Below are 21636 nucleotides of genomic sequence, written 5' to 3'. Positions count from 1 at the left end.
TCGGCTCTTTGTATCGCTAGTGGAACCAATGAGGTGCGATCTTATCGCCACTGGATCTCTTCGTTCAACGCTATCGTCCGTTTCCCGAAACGATCAGGAAACGGACATGACTGAAACGATGCAGCGCTGGACCCTCGACGCGGTCGGTCGTGATAACCTCGCGCTGACAAGAGCGCCGATCCCGGAGCCCGGACCCGGCGAGGTGCTGGTGAAGGTCGCGGCCGTGTCGCTCAACTATCGCGACAAGCTGGTGATCGATGGCGCCATGCCTCTGCCGCTCGCCTTCCCCTTCACGCCAGCCTCGGACCTTGCAGGCTCGGTCGTCGCGCTCGGCGAAGGCGCAAAGCGCTTCGAACCTGGACAGCGGGTGATCTCGACCTTCGAGGCGGGCTGGATCGATGGCGCGCCGGAAGGCACGGCCCGCAATCCGCCCTATCGGACGCTGGGCGGCATCCATCCGGGCGTGCTCGCCGAATACGTCGCCTTTCCGGAGGATTGGCTCGCGCTGGCGCCCGCCAGCCTCGACGACGCCGAGGCAAGCACCTTGCCGGTCGCCGGCCTGACGGCATGGTCGGCGCTGGTCGAATATGGCCGGCTTCGGGCCGGGCAAACCGTCCTGCTGCAAGGGACTGGCGGCGTGTCTCTCTTCGCGCTGCAGATCGCCAAGGCGCATGGCGCCGAGGTGATCGTGACCTCGTCGAGCCCGGACAAGCTCGCCCGCGCCAGGGCGCTCGGCGCGGACCACGGCATCCATCGCCGGGACGATGGCTGGGTGGCGGCCGTGCACGAACTGACGGCCGATCACGGCGCCGACCACATCCTCGAAATGGCCGGAGGCGCCAATCTCGGCCGTTCGGTCGAGGCGGTGGCGGTCCAGGGGCGGATCTCCGTCATCGGCGTGTTCGAGGGCTTCGCCTTCTCGGGACCGATGGGGCCGTTGCTGCGCAAGCAGCCGGTGATCCAGGGAATCAGCGTCGGCCATCGCCGGGCGCTGGAGGATTTCGTCTTGGCCGTCGACCGTGTGGGGCTGAAGCCGGTCATCGGCCGACGCTATCGCTTCGCCGAGCTGCCGGCGGCCCTCGATCACCTCGATCGCGGTCCGTTCGGCAAGATCGTCGTCACGCTCGACGGCTGAGGCGCCTCAGCGCTTGCAGTCGGTGGCGAGCAGGAAGTTCTTCACCGAGATGTCGCCCTTGATGACGAAATCGAAGGCGCGCGGCCCCCAGAACACCACGTCGCTGGCAAGGCGCTTGGTGTAGTCGCTGTCCTTGCCGATCCGGCCGAGATCGATCGGTCCGTGCGTCGCGCTCGTGCCGTCATCGAGGACAAGCGGCCGCTCGCAGGTCGTGAAGGTGAGCTGCACCAGCAGGATGCCGACACCGATCACGCAGTAGAGCAAGGCCAGACGAACGAGAAAGAACACCGCGGATCACCCCTGTGCGACGCAAAGTTTGCCGAGCATAGAGAACTATGCCGGCCGCGCCAGAGCCGGCCCCACTGGCGTCATGCTGGAACGGCCTCGTGACCCGGCGGTTCCTGAAACGAGAGAGGCGCCGCGACCTGTTCGGTCGCGACGCCTGTTTGCCATGGCCCCGCTTGGCCGATATGGCGGAAACTAGCCGCCGCGCAGCCAGACCAGCATTTCGCCGGGCTCGCGGTTGTCCCAGGCGTAGTAGGGGACGGCCTTGATCGGCACGGTCTCGGTCTTCGGCGCGGCGGTGCGGTAGAGATCGCCGTTCCAGTCACCGGTGGCGTCCGCCTCGGCTTCCGCCGCCAGCGTCACGACGCCTTCGAGCAGGCCCGGCTCGAAATTGGCCGTGAAGCTCGACGGGGCGGGAACGCGGAGGCGGTTCAGCGACAGCGGGTTGTCGATGCCTTCCAGGCAATAGACCAGCGGTCCGCGCTTCAGCGTGACGCGGCCGACGTCCTGGCGGACTTCCGGATGGGCGTGGAGCTGTTCGACGGCGAGGTCGAGATCGAGCTGGACGGTGTCGCCCGCCTTCCATTCGCGTTCGATCCGCGCATAGCCGTCCTCGGTGGCGGCCTTCAGGTCGACGGGCGCGCCATTGACCGAAAGCGTCGCCTTGCGGCACCAGCCGGGGATGCGCAGGTTGAGCGCGAAGCGGGTCGGCTTGGCGACGTCGACGGTGATACCGATCGCGCCATCCCAGGGATAGCGGGTGTCCTGGGTCAGCTTCACCTCGGCGCTGCCGATGTCCAGCGTCGCGGTCGAGTCGCAATAGAGGTGGACGGCGACTTCGCCTTCCGCCTGGCCGTACATGTAGGTGCCGATCGACGCGACCATGCGGCCGATGTTCGGCGGGCAGCACGGGCAGCGGTGCCACTTCCAGCGATTATGGCCGCCGCGGCTCTCGAGCGGATTCTCGTAGAAGAACAGCGAACCGTCGAGCGACAGGCCGGAGATCGAGCCGTTGTAGAGCGACAGCTCCATGGCGTCGGCATAGCGCGTGTTCGGGCCCATGCCGAGCATGCGATTGGCCCAGAAGGCGAGGCCGACGGCGGCGCAGGTCTCGGCATAGGCCGTCTCGTTCGGCAGGTCGTAGTCCGAGGTGAAGCCCTCGTTGTCGGCCGACGGGCCGAGGCCGCCGGTGACGTAGAGCCGCTTCGAGTTCAGATCGTCCCAGAGCCGGTCGAGCGCCTTCTTGAGGTCGTCGTCGCCATATTCGGTCGCGACGTCGGCCATGCCGGCATAGAGATACATGGCGCGGACGGCGTGGCCGACGACCTTGTCCTGCTCGCGCACCGGCTTGTGCGCCTGGTTATATTCATAGTTCTTGAAGTGGTAGTCGGCCGGATCGGCACCGCGCGCCTTTGCCTCTTCGTCGAAATAGTGCGGCTGCTGGCCGCGCTGGTCGACCATGTACTTGGCGAGATCCATGTATTTGTGGTTGCCGGTGACGCGGGCGAGCTTCACCAGCGCCAGTTCCAGCTCCTCATGGCCGCAATAGCCCTGGCGCTGGCCCGGATTGGGGCCGAACACGGTGCCGATATGGTCGGCATAGCGCGACATGACGTCGAGCAGCTTACGCTTGCCGGTCGCCTGGTAATAGGCGACGGCGCCCTCGATCAGGTGGCCGGCGCAGTAGAGTTCATGGCAATCGCGCAGATTGGTCCAGCGCTTGCCGGGCTCCATGCGCTGGTACCAGCTCGACAGGTAGCCGTCTTCCTGCTGCAGCTTCTCGAACATGTCGATGACGGCGTCGATCTTGGCTTCGAGCGCCGGATTGGGCTTGCGATAGACGCAATAGGCGGCCGTCTCGATCGTCTTGCCGAGATCGGAATCCCAGAACATCTGCATCGTCACCGTGCCGTTCGGATGGAACGGGATGCGCAGCGCCGGCACTGGCCGGTCGGGGTCGATCTGGTCGAGCATGCCGGCCTCGACGCAGCGCTGGTAGAGGATGTCGGCGGTCTTGTCGGCGACAGCGTCGACGCGCGCGCCCCAGAAGCCGCGCACTTCGACCTGGGGGACGGCGGGCGGACGGAAGCGGGCGCGCGGGGCTTCGTCGACGGATGGCAGGGCACTCATGGAAGACTCCTATTCTATCGGAAGCAGGGTTCGGGGGAGGGCTACTTCACCGCGCCGGCCGTCAGGCCGCGGATGTAGTAGCGCTGCAACAGCAGGAAGAGGATCAGGCAGGGGATCATCATGACGGTGACGCCCGCCTGCACGGCGCCCCAGTCGACGGCGCCGAAGCGGCCCGACTGCACGGCGGTCATCATGATCGGCAGGGTGAACTTCGCCTGGTCGGTCATCAGCACCAGGGCGGCGAGGAACTCGTTCCAGGTGTTCAGGAAGGCGAAGAGCGCGACCGTCACCACGCCGGGCCAGACCAGCGGCAGCATCACCTTGGTCAGAAGCGCGAAATTGGTGGCGCCGTCGATGCGGGCGGCCTCCTCGATCTCCTTCGGCACCGCGTCGAAGGCGTTGCGCATCATGAAGATCGAGAACGGCATCTGCAGCGTCACATAGACGAGCACGAGGCCTGTCAGCGTGTTCTGCAGCCCGAGCCAGGAGAGGATCAGGAAGATCGGCGTCAGGATCGACTGGAACGGGATCATGATCGTCGACAGGATCAGCACGAAGAACAGGTTCTTGAACGGGAAGCGGAAGCGCGAGAAGCCGTAGCCGGCGAGCAGGCTGATCACCGTCGTCAGCAGCACGCTGGCGACGGCGACGAAGATGCTGTTCTGGGCGGAATGCCAGAGGCCGGCACCGAAGCTGTCGAGCGTGACGTAGTTCTGGATCGAGAAGCCGGTCGTCGGCCAGGGCGGGATCGGGGGCAGGCGGGCTTCCGCCGGCGGCTTGAAGGTCGAGAGGATCGTCCAGACGATCGGCGCCAGGAAGATCAGCGACAGCAGGACGCCGGTGCCGTGCTCGCCGAAGAGGCTGGCGACCGAACGGTTCGAGGTGGAGCGGGTGGTGGCGGCCATCATGTGCCCTCCGGATTGCGCAGCAGCCGGAGCTGGATCAGGCTGAGGACGACGAGGATGACGAGCAGCACCATCGAGAGCGCCGCGCCGTAGCCGAGTTTGAACGAGACGAAGGACTGGTTGAAAATCCAGTACACCGCCGTGATCGTCGAGTTGCGCGGCCCGCCGCGCAGCAGGATGTAGAACTGGTCGAAGGCGAGGATCGATCCGGCGACCGAGAGGATCAGCGCCAGCGCCACGGTGCGGCGCATCAGCGGCAGGGTGATGGCGCGGAAGCGCTGCCAGGCATTGGCGCCGTCGATCTTGGCGGCTTCCTGCAGTTCGGTCGGGATCGACTGCAGCCCGGTCATCAGGATGACCATGGTGAAGCCGGCCACTTTCCACACCACCATGACGATGATCGACCAGAAGGCCGGGTTGAAGGTGGCGATCAGGTTGAACTTCTTCTCCGTCAGGCCGAGCATCTGCGCCGCCGGGCTGAACAGGCCGCTATCGACGTTGAGCAGCCAGGCCCAGAGCAGGCTCGCCGAGGCGAAGCCGACGACGACCGGCATGAAGAAGGCGGTGCGGTAGACGCCTGTCATCGGCCGCGGCTTCTCGACGAAGAGCGCCAGCGGGAAGGCGACGGCGAAGATCGCGATGGTGACGATCACCGTGTAGTAGAGCGTGAACTTCAGGGCGTTCCAGAAGCGGACGTCCTTGGTGATGGCGATGTAGTTGTCGAGCCCGATGAAGCGGTGCTGGCCCATCAGCGGCCAGTTGTGCAGCGACATCCAGGCGGTCATGCCGAGCGGGATCACGAAGAACACCGTCACCAGGATGATGGCCGGGGCGATATAGAGGAGGCCGACCCAATGGCTGCGGTCGACTTTCGCGCGTCGGCTGACGGGCTGGGAGGGCATGGCGCCCGCCTTGGCCGTGATCGAGGACATGGTGCTTCCTTCGCGAGCGATGCGGGCGGACGGCGGAGGCGCGATGGCGCCCCCGCCGATCGAGAGGCCTACTGGCCGGTGCCGGCGTCGATGATGCCCTGCATGGTTTCCTGCGCATTGGCGATCGCGCCGTCGACGTCGTCGCCGAAGAACACCTCATTGACCATCTGCGCCCACGGGCCGTTGGCGCTGTTGATGATGTCGTTGAAGACGACGGAGTACGGGGTCTTGCCCTTGGCCATCGCTTCGGCCGCGATCTGGTAGCGCGGGTCGAGATCCTTCAGCGCTTCCTTGGCGATGTCGCCACGGACCGGCAGGCTGCCGCGGCTGGCGAGCAGCGTCTGGCCTTCGAGCGAGTAGGCGTAGTCGAGGAATTCCTTCAGCACGGCGAGCTTCGGCGTGCCTTTGGTGACGACGAAATTGTCGCCGCCGGCGAAGGAGGACCAGCCGCCATCCTTGCCCGGCAGGAAGGTCACGCCGTAGTCGATGTCCTTGTACTGGGTGTTGAGCGCGCCGATAGCGAAGGCGCCCGATGGCGCGATGCCGACATTGCCGCCGGCGAAGGCGGCGAAGAAGTTGGCGCCGCTATCGGTCTTGGCGCCTTCCGGCACCAGGCCCTTCTCGACCATGCCGCGATAGAGTGCGATGGCGTCGCGCATCTGCGGGCTGTCGAGTGTCGCCTTCGAGCCGTCCTCGCTGAGGATGTCGCCGCCCGAGGCCCAGATCAGCGGCGTGAAGGTGAAGATGTTGCAGCCGCCGCAGGCGCCGGAGAAGTAGAAGCCCTTGATGTCGCCGCCCAGCGCCGCGACCTTTTCCGCATCCGCCGCGATCTCGGCGAAGTTGGTCGGGCCCTTTTCGGGATCGAGGCCGGCCTGCTTGAACAGTTTCTTGTTCCAGATCAGCACGGAGCTGTCGGCCGAGAAGGGCAGGCCGTAGATCCGGTCCTTGTAGGTGCCGGTCTTCACATGCGCCGGCGACAGGTCCTTGAAGTAGGGCAGGCCCTTGGCCCAGTCGGTGATGTCCTCGAGCTGGCCGGCGGCGGCGAAGGCCGGGGTGTAGATCAGGTCGAGCGACAGGCCATCCGGCGCGGTGCCGCCCGCTGCGGAGGTCGCATATTTCTGCACCAGCTCGGCGTTCGGGATGATGTCGAGCTTGATCTGGTTCTCGTGGCTCTTGTTGAAGGCCTCGACGATCTGCGGCATGAAATTCGAGCCGTCGGCGCGGACCCAGATATTGGCCGTCTCGGCCGCCGAGGCGAGCGCCGTCATCGAGAGCAGCGTGGCGGTCGCCGCCAGCAGGCTTGTCAGTCTTTTCATGGTCTTCCCTCCCTGATGTCCCCGATCCAGGCTCCTCCCGGGACCGTGACAGGTAACCCTAGTCGCCCGGCGGACGACCGCATGACTGACGCACCACCAGGCGGCACGGCAGTTTCCGGATGCCCGGCTCGACGGGTTTTCCGTCGACGAGCGAAAGCAAGGTGAGGCCGGCCTCGCGGCCAAGCGCCGTCAGGTTCATATCGACCGTGGTGAGCGGCGGACGCGTGGCGGCGGCGACGATCTCCCAATTGTCGAAACCGATGACGCCGACATCCTCGGGTACGCGCAGCCCGCGTTCGCGCAGCGCGTCGACGACGCCGCGCGCGATCTGGTCGTTGCCGCAGAACACCGCATCCGGCTTCTCGCCCGGTGCGTCGAAGAGCTCGGCCACCGCCTGATGGCCCCAGCCTTCCGACCATTTGCCCATCAGCACGTGTGGCGGCGCCATGCCCTGCTCGTTCAGTACGGCGCGATAGGCGCCGGCGCGCTGGTGCACGACCTCGAAGGTTTCGGGACCGGTGACATGCACGATGCGCTTCCGGCCGAGCGCCACGAAATGCTCGACGGCGAGGCGGGCGCCGCCTTCGTCGTCCGAGACGAAGGCGATCGAGTTGGGATCGGGATCGGTGAAGGCGTAGATCACCGGAATCCCGAGATTGGAAAGGTCGACCGGCAGATGACGGTCGAGCCGCTTGCCGGAGGCGATGATGCCGTCGACGCGCTTTTCCAGCATGGCGTCGACATGCATCTGGCCGAGGCGCGGATCGTCCTCGACATTGCAGAGGAAGACGGAGACGCCGTTGTCGAGCAGCGCTTCCGACACGCCGGCCATCACCGGCAGCGAGAACCGGCCATAGGTGTCGTTGGTGAGCAGGCCGACGGTGAAGCTGCGGCGGCGCAAGAGGCTCTGCGCCAGGCCGTTCGGCCGGAAGCCGAGCTGCAGCGCGACCGAGCGGATGCGCGTCCGCGTCTCGACGGTCATGCGGCCCTGGTCGTTCAGCGCCTTGGAAGCGGTGGCGACGCTGACGCCGGCGGCCTCGGCGACGTCGCGCAACGTCACAGGCCGCCTGCGGGCGGGCTGAATCACGTTGTCGCTGCCGTCGCTCATGCCGTCGTTTCCTCGCCTGGCCGTCCGTTCGAGCGGCGGCCTCTCTTTTAGAGAAAAGGTTTTCTCAACCGGCTTCAAAAAAGGGCGGAGGGAATAGCGCCGCCGCCCGGACCGTCTGAGAAAACCTTTTCTCAGGAAAAGCTAGCACAGTTTTTCCGTCGCGCAAGGCGCTCGCGACGTGCCGGTGAAGAAAGTTTTCGGATAGCGGAACAAACGCCCGGATTGCCTCGGTTCCGGGAAATCCGGGATGGCCAGCCGGCGTCGAGGGGAGGGGCTCAGGCCGCGCCCCAGAGGTCCGACGTCCAGCGATAGAGGAACAGCGACAGTTCCGCGCCGAAGAAGACGATCGCCGAATTCCAGGCGATGGCGACGACGGTGAGCCCCCAGCCGACGAGAACGGCCAGGCCGTCGCGCTCGATCAGGCCGAAGGCGAAGACGATGACGGCGAGCGCCGGCAACTGGTTGCCGAGCGGGATCGGCAGCAGGATCATCACGGCATGCACGAAGATCGGCACGGCGAGGATGAAGGGCGCCAGCCGGCCGGACAGGAAGGCAAAGCGCGGCCGCAGCATCCATTCCACACGCCGGAACCAGGGCGCGATCCAGGCGCCACCGCTGACGACCGGCCCGCGCGGCAGGCTTTGCCGGCGCAGCCATTGCGGCAGGCGCAGCCGGTCGGCGCCGGCGAGAATCTGCAGCGACAGGATCGCCAGCGCCGTGCCGAAGACGAAGCCCGTCGGCAGGCCGGGAATCGGGATGAAGGAAGGCAGCGCCAACATCAGGATGGAGAGGCCGAGACCCGCTTCGCCGAGCGCATCGACCATGTCGCCGAGGCTGACGCGCTCCTTCTTCAGCACCGTGTCGAGATCGGCCAGGATCGCCGAGGCGGAGCGCGTCCGGAAGAAGGCGGTCGTCGCGTCGTCGGGGGCGGGGTCGGCGGGCAAGCGGCGGATCCTCTGCGGTCTTTCGATCGTCCCATATGGGGTGCCGCCGTCGCGACGCCACCCGTGACTGGCATCCTGCGCCGCTTGCATGACGTGTCGATTGCGTCCTAACTCCCTATTCTCGTCATCTTTAATCCTATAGCTCAGGCAGCCGCATGATGCGGTGCATTGCCCTGCTGGAGATCTGCTTGTTCAGCGCTGCCTCCCCCAGCCGCCGGCCGGCTTCCGTCGATACGTCCCGTGGCGCGGTCGCCGCCTTCCTTTGCCTCGTCGTCGCCGCGTGGCTGTTCGGCGTGCTGGCGGCGGGATCCGCCTGGGCGCAGCCAGAAGATCCGCAGAAGCAGATCAATGCCTGGAACATGGCGCTCGAGAAGATGGACGCCGCCATCGATGGCGACGGCCTGACGGACGCCGACTTCAAGCGGTTCAAGCAGGACACGACCGATATCGTCACGGCGGCCAACGCTCTGGCCGACGCGCTGGCGCCGAAGGTCGAGGCCGCCACCGCCCAGGTCGACCAGTTGAAGCCGACCGGCGCGGCAGACGCGACGGAATCGGACGCGGCGAAGGAGAATCGCCAGCAGGCCGAGCAGCAGCTTGCCGATCTCGCCGGCTTCCAGAAGCAGGCGCTCGCGGTCGCCACCCACGGCTCCTATACGATTTCGCAGATTTCCGAGCGCCGGCGCACCCGCTTTACCGCCGCGCTGCTCGAGCGCAATTCCAGCCTGATCGATCCCGGGCTCTGGGGCGACGCCGCCACCGACGTGCCGGCGATTGCCGGACGTTCCGGCTCGGTCGTCGGCGAATGGGCGACGGTGATCGCCAACCGCAGCGACCGCTCGGTAATCGCGATCTTCGTCAGCCTGCTGGCGCTGATCGTCATGGTGCTGGTGCCGGGTCGGCGCTTCCTGCTTTCCAAGCTGCGCCGGCCGACCGCCGACCAGCAGCCGACGATGCGCACCAAGGTGATGTCGGCGGCGGCCATCGTCGCGGTCAACGCCTTCCTGCCGCTCATCGTGCTGACTGGCGTGCAGTCGATCCTGAAGGCGCTCGATCTGATGCCATATCGGATCGATCTGCTCTGGACCGCGACCACGGCGGCGGTCGTCTTCTTCTCGCTCGCCTTCGGCGTGTCGCGCGCCCTCCTGGCGCCGACGCGCAGCACCTGGCGGATGGTCGATCTCGACGACGCGGTATCCACCCGCGCCTTCCACATCTCGGTCGCCATTGCCGCGCTCGAGGCGCTGGTGGTCGTGCACCAGAGCTTCGCCAAGGTGACGCTGGCGTCGCTGCAGTTCGTCATCGCGCTCGACGGCGTGCTGTCGATCGCCATCGCGGTGCTGATCATCAGCATGGTTCGCGTGCTGACCCGGCGGGGTACGCCGGAGGATGAAGAGAACGACGATCCCGCCGACGAGGACTACGGCCTCGGCCGCATCGCGCTGATCATCGCGGGCCTTTCGGCCGGCATCGCCATCGTCGCCAACGTGATGGGCTATGTCGCGCTTGGCCGCTTCATCACCACGCAGACGGTGTGGATCACGGTCGTCATCTCGCTGCTCTACCTGCTGATGAAGCTGACGGACGAGATCACCGCCGCCTCGTTCCGTCGCGATGGCGTCGTCGGCAGTCGCCTGATCGGTTCCGTCGGCTTCGCGCCGCGCTCGGTGACGCAGGCCGGCGTGCTGGCCAATGGCGTCGCGCACCTCGTGCTGATCAGCTTCGCCTGTCTCGCCATCGTGGCGCAGTGGGGCGTCGATTCCTCCGGGCTGTTCGAGACGATCCGCCAGCTCTTCTTCGGCTTCAAGATCGGCTCGATCACCATCTCGCTCTCGACGCTGGTCGCCGGCATCGCCGTCTTCATCGTCGGCCTGGTGATCACGCGTTCGATCCAGAACTGGCTCGACACTCGCTTCCTGCCGACGACGCGGCTCGATTCCGGCCTGCGCAATTCGATCCGCACCAGTTTCGGCTATGTCGGGATGATCTTCGCGGCGACGCTCGCCTTCGGCTATGCCGGCCTCGACCTTTCCAACATCGCGATCGTCGCCGGTGCGCTGTCCGTCGGTATCGGTCTCGGCCTGCAGGCGATCGTCAACAATTTCGTCTCCGGACTGATCCTGCTGGCCGAGCGGCCGATCCGCGCCGGCGACTGGATCACGGTCGGCGCGGAGGAGGGGACGGTCAAGCGGATCAACGTGCGCGCCACCGAGATCGAGACCTTCGATCGCGCCACCGTGATCGTGCCGAATTCGAGCCTGATCACCGGCGTCGTCAAGAACATGGTGCTGCGCGATCGTTCGGGGCGCGTCGTCGTGCCGGTGACGGTCAGCAAGCTGGCCGATGCCGAGCAGGTCAAGGCCATCCTCCTCGAATGCGCCAAGGGCCATTCGCTCGTTCTGCGCTATCCGGAGCCGATCGTGCTGTTCCTGAGCTTCGGCGAGAAGTCGCTCGATTTCGAGTTGCGTTGCTATCTCGCCGACATCGCCACCGGCGCCACCGTCAAGTCCGATCTGCGCTTCGCCATCCTGAGCAAGCTGAAGGAGGCGGAGGTGGCGCTCCCCGGCTGAGCCGCCGCCGACCCTTCTTCTTCTGCGTCGCGTGTCGCTCGCAGTTCGTTAGCGTTTCCTGACTATTCCAGACGTCACCGCGTCCCTTACCCCCGAGGCCGTTCCATGCTCCTCTCTTCCCGGCGCCTGCCCCCGCTGCTTGCCGCACTGACCGCCGCTGCCGTCCTGGCCGGCTGTTCGGAAACGGTCGTCGACACCACGCCGAAATCGCCGGTCTTCTACAACCGGATCGATTCCGCCGGCGCCACTGTCGACCCGCAGGCGGCCGCCAGCCTCATCTCCGGCTATCGCATGAACAAGGGCCTCGGCACCGTCACCGTCGACCCGCTGCTGAACAAGATGGCCGCCGACCAGGCGCGCGCCATGGCGAAGGCCGACAAGGTGAACCATGACGTCGGCGGCAGCTTCCAGCGCCGCCTCGCGGCTTCCGGCTTCGACGCCGGCATCGCGGCGGAAAATGTCGGCGCCGGCTATCGCACGCTCGCCGAGGCGTTTTCCGGCTGGCGCGATTCGCCCCACCACAATGCCAACATGCTGAAGCCGGGTGTCACCAAGATCGGCATCGGCACGGCCTATGCGCCGAACAGCAAGTACAAGGTCTACTGGTCGCTCGTGCTGGCCAAGCCCTATGAGCGCCCGGCCGTCGTCGGCGGCGGCCCGCTGCCCGCCGATGGCAGCACGGTCGTCTCGATCGGCGGCGCCGTCGTCAACCGCTAGTCGGCTCCGACAGCAGCGTCTCCAGGGCGCGCGCCGCCTTCGAGCGGTAGCGCTCCTTGTGCCAGACCATGCGGAAGGCGCGCGGCGTCATCTCGAAGGCGACACGCGCCAGCTTGCCGGCCTCGATATGCGGGCTCGCCACCAGTTCGGAGACGACAGTGGCGTGCTCGCCGGTTTCGACGGCGGCGCGCACGGCCTCGTTGCTGGGCAGTTCCATGTCGACCTGCAGCCTCTCCGGCTGGATGCCGCGCGCCGTCAGCGCCGCCTCGAACACCGAGCGCGTGCCGGAGCCGCGCTCGCGCATCACCCAGCGTGTGGTGGCGATCTCTTCGGGGCCAACCGTCGCGGCCCGGGCCAGGGCATGGCCGGGCGTCGTGACGAGAATCAGCCGGTCCTCGCCGACCGCGCGCGTCGCCAGCGCCGGGTCGTCGATCTCGCCTTCGATGAAGCCGATTTCGGCGAGGCCCTCATGCACGGCATGGCGCACGGTCTCGGTGTTGCCGATCTGCAGATGGATGCCGAGCGAGGGATAGGCGGCGCGGAAGCGCACCAGCGCGGACGGCAGCCAGTAGCTGGCGATGGTCTGGCTCGCCTGCACCTCCAGCGTGCCGCGCAGCAGCCCGCCCAGTTCGGCAAGCGCCAGTTCCGCCGCCTGCGCCCGGGCGATCGTGGCCCGCGCCTCGACCAGGAAAACCCGGCCCGCCTCGGTGAGTTCGATCCGCCGTCCGACGCGGTCGAACAGCCGCGCGTCATAGCGGGCCTCGAGCGCATGGATCGCCGAGCTCACCGCCGAGGGCGTCAGCCGCAACGCCTCCGCCGCGCGGGTCAGATGCTCGCGCTCGGCGACCGCGATGAAAATTCTAAGCTGGTCGAGGGTCATGGCATTGTTTGTTCGATTGGGTCGAACGAACAGTAATATATTTCGAAATGGAATGCATGATTGGGCAGGATCATCCTGCCGTCATGATGATTTCCCTTCGTACTCTCCCGTCGCGTCTGCAGGCCCTTGGCCCCGGACTCGCCCTCACTGCGGCGGTCTCGGTGGCCGCCCTCGCAATCGAGCATGTCGAGGCGTCGTTTCTCGGACGTGCCTGGCTCGACGGCGTCGTGCTCGCCATCCTGCTCGGCGTGGCGGTGCGCTCGCTCTGGCGGCCGGGCGCCATATTCCTGCCGGGCGTCACGTTCAGCGCGCGGACGCTGCTCGAGGTGGCGGTCATGCTGCTCGGCGTTTCGATCAGCGCCTCTGTCGTCGCCGCGCAGGGCATGACCCTGCTCGTGGGCGTCGCCGTGGTCGTTGCCTGTGCGATCCTCGTCAGCTACGGCATCGGCCGGACGATGGGCCTCGATCGCGGTATGGCGATCCTGATCGCCTGCGGCAACTCGATCTGCGGAAATTCCGCCATCGCCGCCACGGCTCCGGTCATCCATGCCGATGGCGAGGATGTGGCTTCCGCCATCGCCTTCACCGCCGTGCTCGGCGTCGTCGTCGTGCTGACGCTTCCGCTGCTGATGCCGGTCTTTGGCCTGTCGGTGACGCAATATGGCGTGTTCGCCGGCCTCACCGTCTATGCGGTGCCGCAGGTGCTGGCCGCCACCGCGCCGGTTGCCGCCGCGAGCGTGCAGATGGGCACGCTGGTCAAGCTGCTGCGCGTCCTGATGCTCGGCCCCGTCGTGCTGGTGCTGTCGCTGTTGCAGAGCCGGATCGACGGCGCCCGCATCGACGCCGGCCGTCCCAATTTGCGCCACATGGTGCCGTGGTTCATCCTCGGCTTCATCGGCCTTGGCATGCTGCGTTCGGCCGGCCTGATCCCGGATGTCGTCGTCGCCCATACCGCGCCGGTCTCGGGTTTCCTGACGGTGCTTGCCATGGCGGCGCTCGGGCTCGGCGTCGATGTCCGCTCGGTGGCGCGGGCCGGCATGCGGGTGACGGCGACGGTTGTCCTGTCGCTCGCCGCCCTTGGCGTGATCAGCCTTGTGGCGATGCGGCTGATGGGGATCGCCTGAGCCGGGCCTTCACCGCCTCGGCCTTCCTGCGGGTGGCGCGCAAGAAGCGGCGGGCGATCGGACGCAGGGTTAGTTCCAGCCTCGCCAGGGCCAGACCCGTCTCGTAACCGATCCCGCCGCCCTTCGGCCCGATCACAAGCGTGCCGATTTCCAGCCGGTCCGGCCAGATCGGATCGACCATCGGGTGGTTGGCGACGGCGATCGAATCGATCCGCTCCACGGCCGGGTCGGCGAGCAGGGCCTTCGACCCTTCCAGCATGACATGGACGCCGGGCGAGAAGCGGGCATAGGCCTCGTCATAGGCGATCTTCCAGGTGACGGCGCTGGCGCCGGCCCGGAAGCTGACCAGCATGGCGACGGCGCGGCCATCGAGCCGGATGGCGTGGATCACAGCGTCGCCGTCCGCGACGGCGGCCCGGGCAAACGCTTTTTCCCGCGGGCGCAGCGCCAGCGCGGTGCCGCGTCGGCCCTTCCAGCCGCTCGCCTCCAGCGCGAAGAAGTCTTCGAGCGCATCGGCGTGCTGGGCCGGATCCGAGATATGCGCGACCGTCACGGAGCCGAGGTCGCCGAGGCGGCGCCATTGCCGCGTCAGTTCGCGGCGCTTCTTGGTCGATATCGTCTGCAGGAAGGCGGTTGCATCCGGATAGGGGCGCTTCAGCATGGCGCGCCGGTGGCCCGCGAGCACGGCGATGGGGCGACCGGCAAGTCCGGCCTGGCGGCGGAGCGCGTCGGCAACGGGACCCGCCAGCGCCAGATAGGGAAATTCGAGGATGGCCCGGCCCGGTCGGCCGCCATCCATGGCGGCGAGCAGTCCGGCCGCGGCCTCGTCGATCGCGCCGGCGTCGAGCAGCGGTGTGCCGAGCGGGCCATGCGGGTGTACCCAGACCGCCATCGCCGGCACGACGCGGCCGAGCCGTGTCGGCCGGATCGGCGCCAGGCCGATGGTCTGGCCGGCGGCATCGGTGATTTCGGCCACCGTCACCCTGGCATCGCCGAGATGTTGTCGAGCCGCGCCGAGGATGCCGGCGGTGAAGAAGGGATTGTCCTCGGCCGCGCGGGCGGTCAGGTCCGTGGCCGGAGCCTGGGCCGCCGCCTCGCTCACGACGGGCTCTCCGGGCGCGGTGCCAGGCGGATCGTGCCGCGCGGCCCCAGCACATGCAGGATCGAGCAGCGCAGTTTCAGACGCCAGCGCACCGCCAGGTAGACGGCGAGCGTCTCGAGGCAGAGCGCCAGCGAGGTGGCGATCGCCGCGCCCTCCAGCCCGAAATGCGGGATCAGCGTGTAGTTCAGGATCAGGTTGACCAGGAAGGTGCCGGCATAGACGGCGGCGCAGATGCGCTGTTCGCCGGCCATGGTCAGGATGCTCTCCGCCGGGCCGATCGCGGCGCGGACGAGCAGGCCGGCGGCGAAGATGAAGATCAGCGGAAAGCCGGAAACGAAGCTCGCGCCGAACATCGACAGCAGGAAGCGGCCGCAGGCGAGCAGGACGAGGACGGCGACGACGGAGGGCCAGAAGGTCCAGTGCAGCGAATCGCGCACGGTCGCTTCGAAGCGGACGCGGTCGCCGGAGGCGTAATATTGCGAGAAGCGCTGCATGGTGGCGGCGCGGACGGCGAAATAGACGAAATGCACGAGCGCCAGCGTCTTCACCGTGGCGAAATAGACCGCGACCTCTTCCGGCGCGCGCAGCTGGCCGACGATCAGGATGTCGACGTTGGTGAGCAGGTTGAAGAAGCCCTCGACCAGGAAGATCGGGAAGGCGACGGCGATCCAGGTGAAGGAGCGATAGTGGCGGACGCCCGGGGCCACCACCTTGCGCGTGCGATAGGCGAGCGCTCCCATCTGCAGCAGGCTGGTCAGGTAGGTGGCGAGGATCGCCGTCGTCATCGCCGTGGTCGCGTCGGGAACGGCGCCCATTTCGAGCGCGGCGAAGGTGAAGGCGATGATCAGGACGGGGCGGATGATGAAGGTCGGCCACAGCGCCAGGTCGGCCCAGTTGAAGCCGCGCGCCAGCCCGTCCTGGATCTCGCCGATCGCCAGCATGGGAATGCAGATCGCCGCCAGATAGAGCGGCATGACGTAGTATCCGGCGATCTGATCGCGGAACAGGAAGACGCCGACCAGGCCGATGGCGCCGATCAGCGTCGCGGTGGCGAGGCCATGCACGCGGCTGCCGATCAGGATGCCACGCAGCAGCGCCAGTTCGTTGCGCGCCGCATATTCCGGCACGAAGCGGACGACGGCGGTCTGGATGCCGAGGCAGGCGAGGCCGCCGATGATGACCGCGCCGACCCAGACGACGACATAGACGCCATATTCGAAATCGCCCATCCAGCGCGCCAGCAGCACCTGGCTGACATAGGCGATGACGGCGGAGAGCACGCGGATGGTGAAGGCGGTCAGCGCCATGCGCTGCGCCACGGCGCGGTCGTCGCGGCCCGTCACGATGTTGTCCGCGATGGCGGCGAAGCGGGAAAGCCGGGCGCGCAGCGCCGCCGGCGCAAGGCGCTCGACCATGCCGACGAAGGAAACACGCAACGGGCAGGGCTCCTGGATCAGGATCGCGTTCGGGGACCGGGTTCACCTTCTAGGGCGTTCTGCTTTAAGAAAGCGTTCGCCGGCCGGGGAGCCGGCAGAGACAGGATGCGCCGAACGAGATGATGGACGAAGCCGAAGCGACGCGCGGCGCGGATGCCGACCGCTTTCTGGATGCGCGCGGGATCGCCTGTCCCCTGCCGGTCTTGAAGGCGCGCAAGCATCTTGCCGGCATGGCGCCGGGCGAACGGCTGCGGGTCGAGGCGACCGATCCGATGGCGGCGATCGATCTCCCGCATCTCTGCCAGGAGGACGGTCATTTGCTTGTGCGGCAGGAGCGGTTCGAGGAGGCCGGCCGCACCATCCTGCGCTTCGTCATCGAGCGCGGCACGCGCGTGGCTCAGTCGGACTGAACGGCCGAAAGAAGCGCCGCGAGGCCCGTCTCGATCGTGGGCCGGAGAGCCGGATCCGCCGCGATCGCCCCTGCCTCCATGCCCTTGGCGATCAGGGCGACGCTGATTGCCGCCTCGTCGACGACGCGGCCCGACATTGTCGTCAGCACCAGGCGAAGCTGTGATTGCGCGTCGGAGGCGCGGGGCGAGGCGTTGAAGAGCGCGATCGGCTTGCCGGGGAATTCATGACCGCCGACCAGCCAGTCGAGCGCGTTCTTGAACGCGCCGGGGATGCCGCGCGCATACTCCGGGCAGGAGATCAGCAGGGCGTCGGCATTATCCACGCGGGCGCGCAGCGTCGCGACCCGCACGGGAAGCGGCCCGGCCTCGATGTCCGGATTGAAATGCGGCAGTTCGCCGATGCCCTCGTAGTGTTCGAACGTCACTCCCGCCGGCGCAATCAGTTCGGCGGCGCGCAGCAGCGACCGGTTGGAGGACGCCGCGCGCAGGCTGCCGCAAAGGGTGAGGACATGAACCATGGCGGACCGAATCGCTCCATCGTGACGGGAGCGTCATGATGCCGGAGCGATCCGGATCCGCCAGGGGCTTCCGCGTCAGCCGAGATAGCGGACCTTGCCGCCCTTGGTGACGATGCAGTTGAACTGCGCGTCGTTGATCACGAGCCCGAATTCATAGGTGTTGCTGTGGATCCTGGCGCGATTGATATGCACGTTGCCGCGCAGCGAGTTGTGCTTGATGGCGGCCTGGTTGATGCAGATGTTCTTCGCTGCGGACTGCGTAACCGCCTGCGCCTCGATCGGGATCAGCGGCAGGAAAGCGGCAATCGACACGGCGGCGACGGCAATTTTCATCGACATCTTGGGTCTCCTTCCGGTTGCATCTGCAGCCTCAACGGCGATTTTTCCGTTCAGTTCCCGCTCGGGTTCGGCGATTTTTCCGAAGTCCTTTTGCGGGGATGACCGGAATGGCGCTAGGGCCGGAAGACGCCGGAAAAGCCCGAAATGGCGAGTGGATTGTCGGCGATCGTTGTTGCATCCGCCGTGTCGGTCTGCGGCAGGTCGGAGAAGGCGCCGACGATGGCGCGCTCGGCTGCCTCGGGGAGATCGCGCACGATCAGCACCAGTCGCGAGCGGTGGTCGTCGCTCGGCCAGGCCGGGAGCCGGGCAGGCGGGTGGAAGATCGTCTGCGCCGCCTGGATCACCAGCGGCCGGTCCGGCGCGTCGGCGGTCTGCACCAGCCCCTTCAGCCGCAGCAGGCTCGGGCCGTGCTCGCGGGCCAGCCGGTCGAGGAAATCATCGAGGGCATGGCGGGAGATCGGCGTTGCGCGCGTCGCCGTGAACGAACGGATGCGCGCATCGTGGCGGTTGACGTCGTGCGCCTGCGGGTGGGCGTGGCCATGATGGTCATGGCCGTGATCATGGTGGTGCCCATGATCCCCATGGTGGTCGTGGTGATGATGGTGGTGGCCGGCGTGATCCTGCGCCTCGGCCGCCAGCCAGCCGACAACGTCGGCGATCTTTCCCTCGGTGGTGAAGGGCTGCGTATCGAACAGATCCGCCGGCTGGACGTCGTCGCGGCCGGCCTCGAGGACCTTCGCGCCGGGGTTCAGGGCGAAGATGCGGTCGCGGATGGCCGGGTCGGCTTCGTCGAGGTCCGTCTTGGTCAGCACGATCCGGTCGGCGACGGCGATCTGCCGGTTCGCCTCGTCCGAGATGTCGAGGGTGTGCGCGCCGTTGACGGCATCGACCACGGTGACGACGCCGTCGAGCCGGTAGCGCATCGAGAGATAGGGGTGGAGCAGCACGCTCTGCAGCACGGGCGCCGGATCGGCGAGGCCGGTGGTTTCGATCACGACCCGGTCCAGACGTTCGATGCGGTGATTGTCGAGCGCGCGCAGCAGGTTTTCGAGCGTCGTGACCAGCTCGCCGCGGATGGTGCAGCAGAGGCAGCCGGAGGAAAGCTCGATGATGCCATCCTCGGATTCGCCGACCAGCAGGTGGTCCAGCCCGATCTCGCCGAATTCGTTGACGATAACGGCTGTGCCGGCCAGCGTCGGGTCGCGCAGGAGGCGGTTCAGCAGGGTCGTCTTGCCGGCGCCCAGGAAGCCGGTCAGCACGGTGAGCGGAATCGGCTTCGGGCGCTGGCGGGCGGGGCGGGCTTCGGTTTGCTGAGGCATGGCGGGATCGGGAACTGGGCCACGGAACGGGCCGTGGGCATCACTGCGTGACGGCGAGGGCGGAATCCGGCAGCGGCGCGACGTCGGTCGAATCGAACGGCACGCCGAGCTCGATTTTCGGCTTGGCCGGCGCCTTCGCCTTGACCGGCTTCTCGTCGGCCTTCTTCACCGGCTTGGGGACGGGCTTGGTGGCCGTCTTCTTCTCGCCATCCTTCTTTTTCGCAGCCTTGCCCTTCTGTTTCTTCTCGAGCTTGGCGGCCGCGGCCGCGGCGGCGGCCGCTTCGTCCTCGGCTTCGGCAACGGCGGCCGGCTTGATCGACCCGTCCGGGTTGCGGACGCCGAGCGTCGAAACGACGACGGGCTCCATCAGCTTGACGCGCGGCTGCAGCGCGCTCGGCAGGTTCGGCGTGGCGGCTGTCTCCGCCTCATGCTCGCCGCGATCCTTCTTGCTGCAGATATCCTCGCGCATGTTGATCGCGCCTTCGACCGGCGAGGCGCCGCGGAAGCTGGCGAGCGACGGGCGGCTGCCGGAAAGCGCCAGGCTGCCGAAGCTCTGGTTCAGCAGACGAGCCGTCAGCTCGGCGCGCTCCTTGGCGGTGCTGGCGCCGAGAACGACGGCGGCGAGCGTGTGGCCGTCGCGCGATGCGGTCGCCACGACGTTGAAGCCCGAGGCGCAGATGAAGCCGGTCTTCATGCCGCTGGAGCCCGGATAGCGCTCGAGCAGCGAGTTGGCCGATTTCAGCACGCGCTTGCCGGAACGGATCGCCGTGATGCCGTAGAGCTCGCGCCGCTCGGGAAACTCGGTCCAGAGTGCCCGCGCCAGCACGGCGAGATCGCGCGCCGTGGTGTACTGGCCTTCGCCGGGCAGGCCGTTCGGATTGATGAAATGGGTATTCGTCATGCCGAGGCGAGCCGCTTCGGCGTTCATCATGGCGACGAAGCCTTCCTCGCTGCCGCCGACCGTCTCGCCGATCGCCATGGCGATGTCATTGGCCGAGTGGACCAGCATCATCTTCAGCGCATTGTCGAGGTCGATGACGGTGCCGACCTTGAAGCCCATCTTGCTCGGCGGCTCGTCGAGCGCGTGGCGCGAGACGATGATCTGGCTCGCCAGCGTCAGCTTGCCGGCGCGCAGCGCCTTGAACACGACATAGGCGTTCATCAGCTTGGTGACCGAGGCGGGATACCATTCCTGGTGCGGATTGCGCGCCGCCAGCACCTTGCCGCTGTCCATGTCGACGACGACGTAGGGCGTTTCCACTGCGGATGCCGCGTTCACGCCAAGGCCGATCAGCAGGATGAGTGCGAAGAACCGGGCGATCGATCGGGTCACGAAGTGCATGTCTGGCTTTGTCCGTCTCGGGGAGGTCGCAGTACCGACGGGGCCGGCGCGTCCGACCTGAATAACCGATCTGGGGCTCGATTGGCAAAGCGACCATTCGGCCAGGACCGATCACAATCCCGAAGTCCTTGGAACCAGAGTGGAAATTTCTGTGGGCTCCGGATGCCGCACGGACAGGCTTTCGCTAGGAAATCCGCGGAATCTGGCAAGTGAATCAGCTCGTGAATCGGCGTGGCGGCACGCCGGCTTTGCATGGCCGCATGGTATGACGTAGCGTTATGGCCTAGATTGGGGGCATGGACCGCCGCGTGCGGGGCAGGCGGCGCGTCGGAAATCGCCGGGCCGACATCATGTTCGGGACCGGCCTGTCGTGATGAGGCGCCCGATGATCCGCGCAACCGCCGTTCTTCCCGCCGGTTCCTGGACCGGCCCCCCGGCCGACACCATCCTGCTCGACTATGACGCGCGCCATCGCCGCCGGCTCGCCATATCGGGCAGGGCCGGCGTGTCCTTTCTGCTCGACCTGCCGATGGCGCTCGGCCTGCGCCAGGGCGACGGGCTGCTGCTCGAGGATGGCCGCATCATCGCGGTCGAGGCCGCCGCCGAACCGCTGGTCGAGATATCAGCCGCCAGCCCGGCCCAGCTGAGCCGCATCGCCTGGCATATCGGCAATCGCCAATTGCCGATCGAGATCGTCGGCGAGCGCCTGCGCATTCGGCCCGATCCGGCCGTGGAGGCCACGCTGGCCGGGCTCGGCGCCGCTACGCGGATGATCGAGGCGCCGTTTGATCCGGAGGGCCCGCCCAGTGCGGAGGAGGACGGGCCTTGGGCCGGCTTCTGGCAGGGCTTTGGCGACGGCCAGTTCTTTTCGGAGAGCTTCGGCGCCTCGTCGGGACCGGGACATGCCTCGGCACGCGGAAGTTTCCATCGCGATGGTCCGGTTTTCGCGGAGGCGCATGGCAACGCGCATGCGAGCGGCCGCGCTCGGCATTCCTACACGCGGTCGGAGAGCCACGCCCGCAGCCCGGCCCATCCGCAGCACGATCATTCGGAGCCGGAGGACCGGGACCCGGATGGGCCGAATCCCCGTCAGGGTTGAGTGCATGGGAAAAGCAAACCGGATC

The 21636-nt window shown here is 67.2% G+C and carries 20 protein-coding genes; 6 read left to right on the top strand and 14 right to left on the bottom strand.

Features of this window, described 5'->3' with window-relative positions; genetic code table 11:
- Positions 1-106: 106 nt before the first annotated feature.
- Entirely contained in the window at positions 107-1135 is a 1029-nt protein-coding gene (locus tag WFK98_RS15340; protein WP_336800853.1) for a zinc-dependent alcohol dehydrogenase family protein, read from the top strand.
- Positions 1136-1141: 6 nt separating this feature from the next.
- On the opposite strand, the gene WFK98_RS15335 is transcribed toward WFK98_RS15340, so the two are convergent.
- The 7 genes from WFK98_RS15335 to WFK98_RS15305 all read right to left on the bottom strand — a co-directional run bounded on the left by WFK98_RS15335 (position 1142) and on the right by WFK98_RS15305 (position 8755).
- Positions 1142-1423, bottom strand: coding sequence for a hypothetical protein (locus WFK98_RS15335; RefSeq protein ID WP_336800852.1), 282 nt, complete (start codon positions 1421-1423; stop codon positions 1142-1144).
- Between the two features lie 192 nt (positions 1424-1615).
- Entirely contained in the window at positions 1616-3550 is a 1935-nt protein-coding gene (locus WFK98_RS15330; RefSeq protein ID WP_336800851.1) for a glycoside hydrolase family 127 protein, read from the bottom strand.
- A gap of 41 nt (positions 3551-3591) precedes the next feature.
- Positions 3592-4455, bottom strand: a complete 864-nt coding sequence (locus WFK98_RS15325) for a carbohydrate ABC transporter permease (RefSeq protein ID WP_336801175.1) — start codon at positions 4453-4455, stop codon at positions 3592-3594.
- The gene (locus WFK98_RS15320; RefSeq protein ID WP_336801174.1) at positions 4455-5357 is read right to left on the bottom strand and encodes a carbohydrate ABC transporter permease; all 903 of its coding nucleotides are present in this window, start codon (positions 5355-5357) and stop codon (positions 4455-4457) included. Before WFK98_RS15320 ends, WFK98_RS15325 begins: the two co-directional genes overlap by 1 nt.
- 98 nt (positions 5358-5455) lie before the next feature.
- Positions 5456-6655 (bottom strand): ABC transporter substrate-binding protein, encoded by a 1200-nt coding sequence (locus WFK98_RS15315; protein WP_442907440.1) that lies wholly within the window; start codon positions 6653-6655, stop codon positions 5456-5458.
- 106 nt (positions 6656-6761) lie between these two features.
- Positions 6762-7811 carry a LacI family DNA-binding transcriptional regulator gene (locus WFK98_RS15310; RefSeq protein WP_336800849.1) on the bottom strand — a complete coding sequence of 350 codons (1050 nt, stop codon included), beginning with the start codon at positions 7809-7811 and terminating at the stop codon, positions 6762-6764.
- 275 nt (positions 7812-8086) lie between these two features.
- On the bottom strand, positions 8087-8755 hold the full coding sequence (locus WFK98_RS15305; protein WP_336800848.1) for an exopolysaccharide biosynthesis protein: 669 nt from the start codon (positions 8753-8755) through the stop codon (positions 8087-8089).
- A gap of 188 nt (positions 8756-8943) precedes the next feature.
- Here WFK98_RS15305 and WFK98_RS15300 point away from each other — a divergent pair, with 188 nt between their 5' ends.
- Positions 8944-11325, top strand: a complete 2382-nt coding sequence (locus WFK98_RS15300) for a DUF3772 domain-containing protein (protein ID WP_336800847.1) — start codon at positions 8944-8946, stop codon at positions 11323-11325.
- Between the two features lie 105 nt (positions 11326-11430).
- Positions 11431-12042 carry a CAP domain-containing protein gene (locus WFK98_RS15295; RefSeq protein WP_336800846.1) on the top strand — a complete coding sequence of 204 codons (612 nt, stop codon included), beginning with the start codon at positions 11431-11433 and terminating at the stop codon, positions 12040-12042.
- Here the strand turns inward: WFK98_RS15295 and WFK98_RS15290 are convergent.
- A complete protein-coding gene (locus WFK98_RS15290; RefSeq protein WP_336800845.1) occupies positions 12032-12922 on the bottom strand; it encodes a LysR family transcriptional regulator in 891 nt (296 codons plus the stop codon). The two genes, WFK98_RS15295 and WFK98_RS15290, sit on opposite strands and share 11 nt — an antisense overlap.
- A gap of 83 nt (positions 12923-13005) precedes the next feature.
- Here WFK98_RS15290 and WFK98_RS15285 point away from each other — a divergent pair, with 83 nt between their 5' ends.
- A complete protein-coding gene (locus tag WFK98_RS15285) occupies positions 13006-14046 on the top strand; it encodes a YeiH family protein (RefSeq protein ID WP_336800844.1) in 1041 nt (346 codons plus the stop codon).
- Here WFK98_RS15285 and WFK98_RS15280 read toward each other — a convergent pair.
- Positions 14009-15148 carry a GNAT family N-acetyltransferase gene (locus WFK98_RS15280; protein ID WP_336800843.1) on the bottom strand — a complete coding sequence of 380 codons (1140 nt, stop codon included), beginning with the start codon at positions 15146-15148 and terminating at the stop codon, positions 14009-14011. The two genes, WFK98_RS15285 and WFK98_RS15280, sit on opposite strands and share 38 nt — an antisense overlap.
- Positions 15145-16584 (bottom strand): lipopolysaccharide biosynthesis protein, encoded by a 1440-nt coding sequence (locus tag WFK98_RS15275; protein ID WP_336800842.1) that lies wholly within the window; start codon positions 16582-16584, stop codon positions 15145-15147. The genes WFK98_RS15280 and WFK98_RS15275 overlap by 4 nt, the downstream gene beginning before the upstream one ends.
- Positions 16585-16703: 119 nt before the next feature.
- Here WFK98_RS15275 and WFK98_RS15270 point away from each other — a divergent pair, with 119 nt between their 5' ends.
- Positions 16704-16994 (top strand): sulfurtransferase TusA family protein, encoded by a 291-nt coding sequence (locus tag WFK98_RS15270; RefSeq protein ID WP_266340393.1) that lies wholly within the window; start codon positions 16704-16706, stop codon positions 16992-16994.
- On the opposite strand, the gene WFK98_RS15265 is transcribed toward WFK98_RS15270, so the two are convergent.
- From WFK98_RS15265 to WFK98_RS15250, 4 genes are all read right to left on the bottom strand, one after another.
- The gene (locus WFK98_RS15265; protein ID WP_336800841.1) at positions 16982-17512 is read right to left on the bottom strand and encodes an NADPH-dependent FMN reductase; all 531 of its coding nucleotides are present in this window, start codon (positions 17510-17512) and stop codon (positions 16982-16984) included. The two genes, WFK98_RS15270 and WFK98_RS15265, sit on opposite strands and share 13 nt — an antisense overlap.
- 75 nt (positions 17513-17587) lie before the next feature.
- A complete protein-coding gene (locus WFK98_RS15260) occupies positions 17588-17851 on the bottom strand; it encodes a hypothetical protein (protein WP_266340395.1) in 264 nt (87 codons plus the stop codon).
- A 113-nt stretch (positions 17852-17964) separates the two neighbouring features.
- Positions 17965-19170: a CobW family GTP-binding protein gene (locus WFK98_RS15255; protein ID WP_336800840.1), complete on the bottom strand. Its 1206-nt coding sequence runs from the start codon at positions 19168-19170 to the stop codon at positions 17965-17967.
- 40 nt (positions 19171-19210) lie between these two features.
- Complete coding sequence (locus WFK98_RS15250) at positions 19211-20512, bottom strand: D-alanyl-D-alanine carboxypeptidase family protein (protein ID WP_336800839.1); 1302 nt, start codon at positions 20510-20512, stop codon at positions 19211-19213.
- 385 nt (positions 20513-20897) lie between these two features.
- On the opposite strand from WFK98_RS15250, the gene WFK98_RS15245 reads away from it, so the two are divergent.
- Positions 20898-21611: an urease accessory protein UreE gene (locus WFK98_RS15245; protein WP_336800838.1), complete on the top strand. Its 714-nt coding sequence runs from the start codon at positions 20898-20900 to the stop codon at positions 21609-21611.
- The last annotated feature ends 25 nt before the right edge of the window (positions 21612-21636 follow it).

Source organism: Kaistia sp. MMO-174 (genome assembly GCF_037147815.1).
Lineage (GTDB): Bacteria > Pseudomonadota > Alphaproteobacteria > Rhizobiales > Kaistiaceae > Kaistia > Kaistia nematophila.
This window is presented reverse-complemented; position numbering and strand designations above follow the sequence as displayed.

Coding starts and splice junctions, on each gene's coding strand:
- WFK98_RS15315 (WP_442907440.1), bottom strand. CDS start 6,655: ATGACGGCGCTCGCCTCGGCGGCCGAGACGGCCAATATCTGGGTCCGC.
- WFK98_RS15245 (WP_336800838.1), top strand. CDS start 20,898: ATGATCCGCGCAACCGCCGTTCTTCCCGCCGGTTCCTGGACCGGCCCC.
- WFK98_RS15330 (WP_336800851.1), bottom strand. CDS start 3,550: ATGAGTGCCCTGCCATCCGTCGACGAAGCCCCGCGCGCCCGCTTCCGT.
- WFK98_RS15340 (WP_336800853.1), top strand. CDS start 107: ATGACTGAAACGATGCAGCGCTGGACCCTCGACGCGGTCGGTCGTGAT.
- WFK98_RS15295 (WP_336800846.1), top strand. CDS start 11,431: ATGCTCCTCTCTTCCCGGCGCCTGCCCCCGCTGCTTGCCGCACTGACC.
- WFK98_RS15310 (WP_336800849.1), bottom strand. CDS start 7,811: ATGAGCGACGGCAGCGACAACGTGATTCAGCCCGCCCGCAGGCGGCCT.
- WFK98_RS15260 (WP_266340395.1), bottom strand. CDS start 17,851: ATGTCGATGAAAATTGCCGTCGCCGCCGTGTCGATTGCCGCTTTCCTG.
- WFK98_RS15270 (WP_266340393.1), top strand. CDS start 16,704: ATGATGGACGAAGCCGAAGCGACGCGCGGCGCGGATGCCGACCGCTTT.
- WFK98_RS15265 (WP_336800841.1), bottom strand. CDS start 17,512: ATGGTTCATGTCCTCACCCTTTGCGGCAGCCTGCGCGCGGCGTCCTCC.
- WFK98_RS15250 (WP_336800839.1), bottom strand. CDS start 20,512: ATGCACTTCGTGACCCGATCGATCGCCCGGTTCTTCGCACTCATCCTG.
- WFK98_RS15320 (WP_336801174.1), bottom strand. CDS start 5,357: ATGCCCTCCCAGCCCGTCAGCCGACGCGCGAAAGTCGACCGCAGCCAT.
- WFK98_RS15290 (WP_336800845.1), bottom strand. CDS start 12,922: ATGACCCTCGACCAGCTTAGAATTTTCATCGCGGTCGCCGAGCGCGAG.
- WFK98_RS15255 (WP_336800840.1), bottom strand. CDS start 19,170: ATGCCTCAGCAAACCGAAGCCCGCCCCGCCCGCCAGCGCCCGAAGCCG.
- WFK98_RS15325 (WP_336801175.1), bottom strand. CDS start 4,455: ATGGCCGCCACCACCCGCTCCACCTCGAACCGTTCGGTCGCCAGCCTC.
- WFK98_RS15285 (WP_336800844.1), top strand. CDS start 13,006: ATGATGATTTCCCTTCGTACTCTCCCGTCGCGTCTGCAGGCCCTTGGC.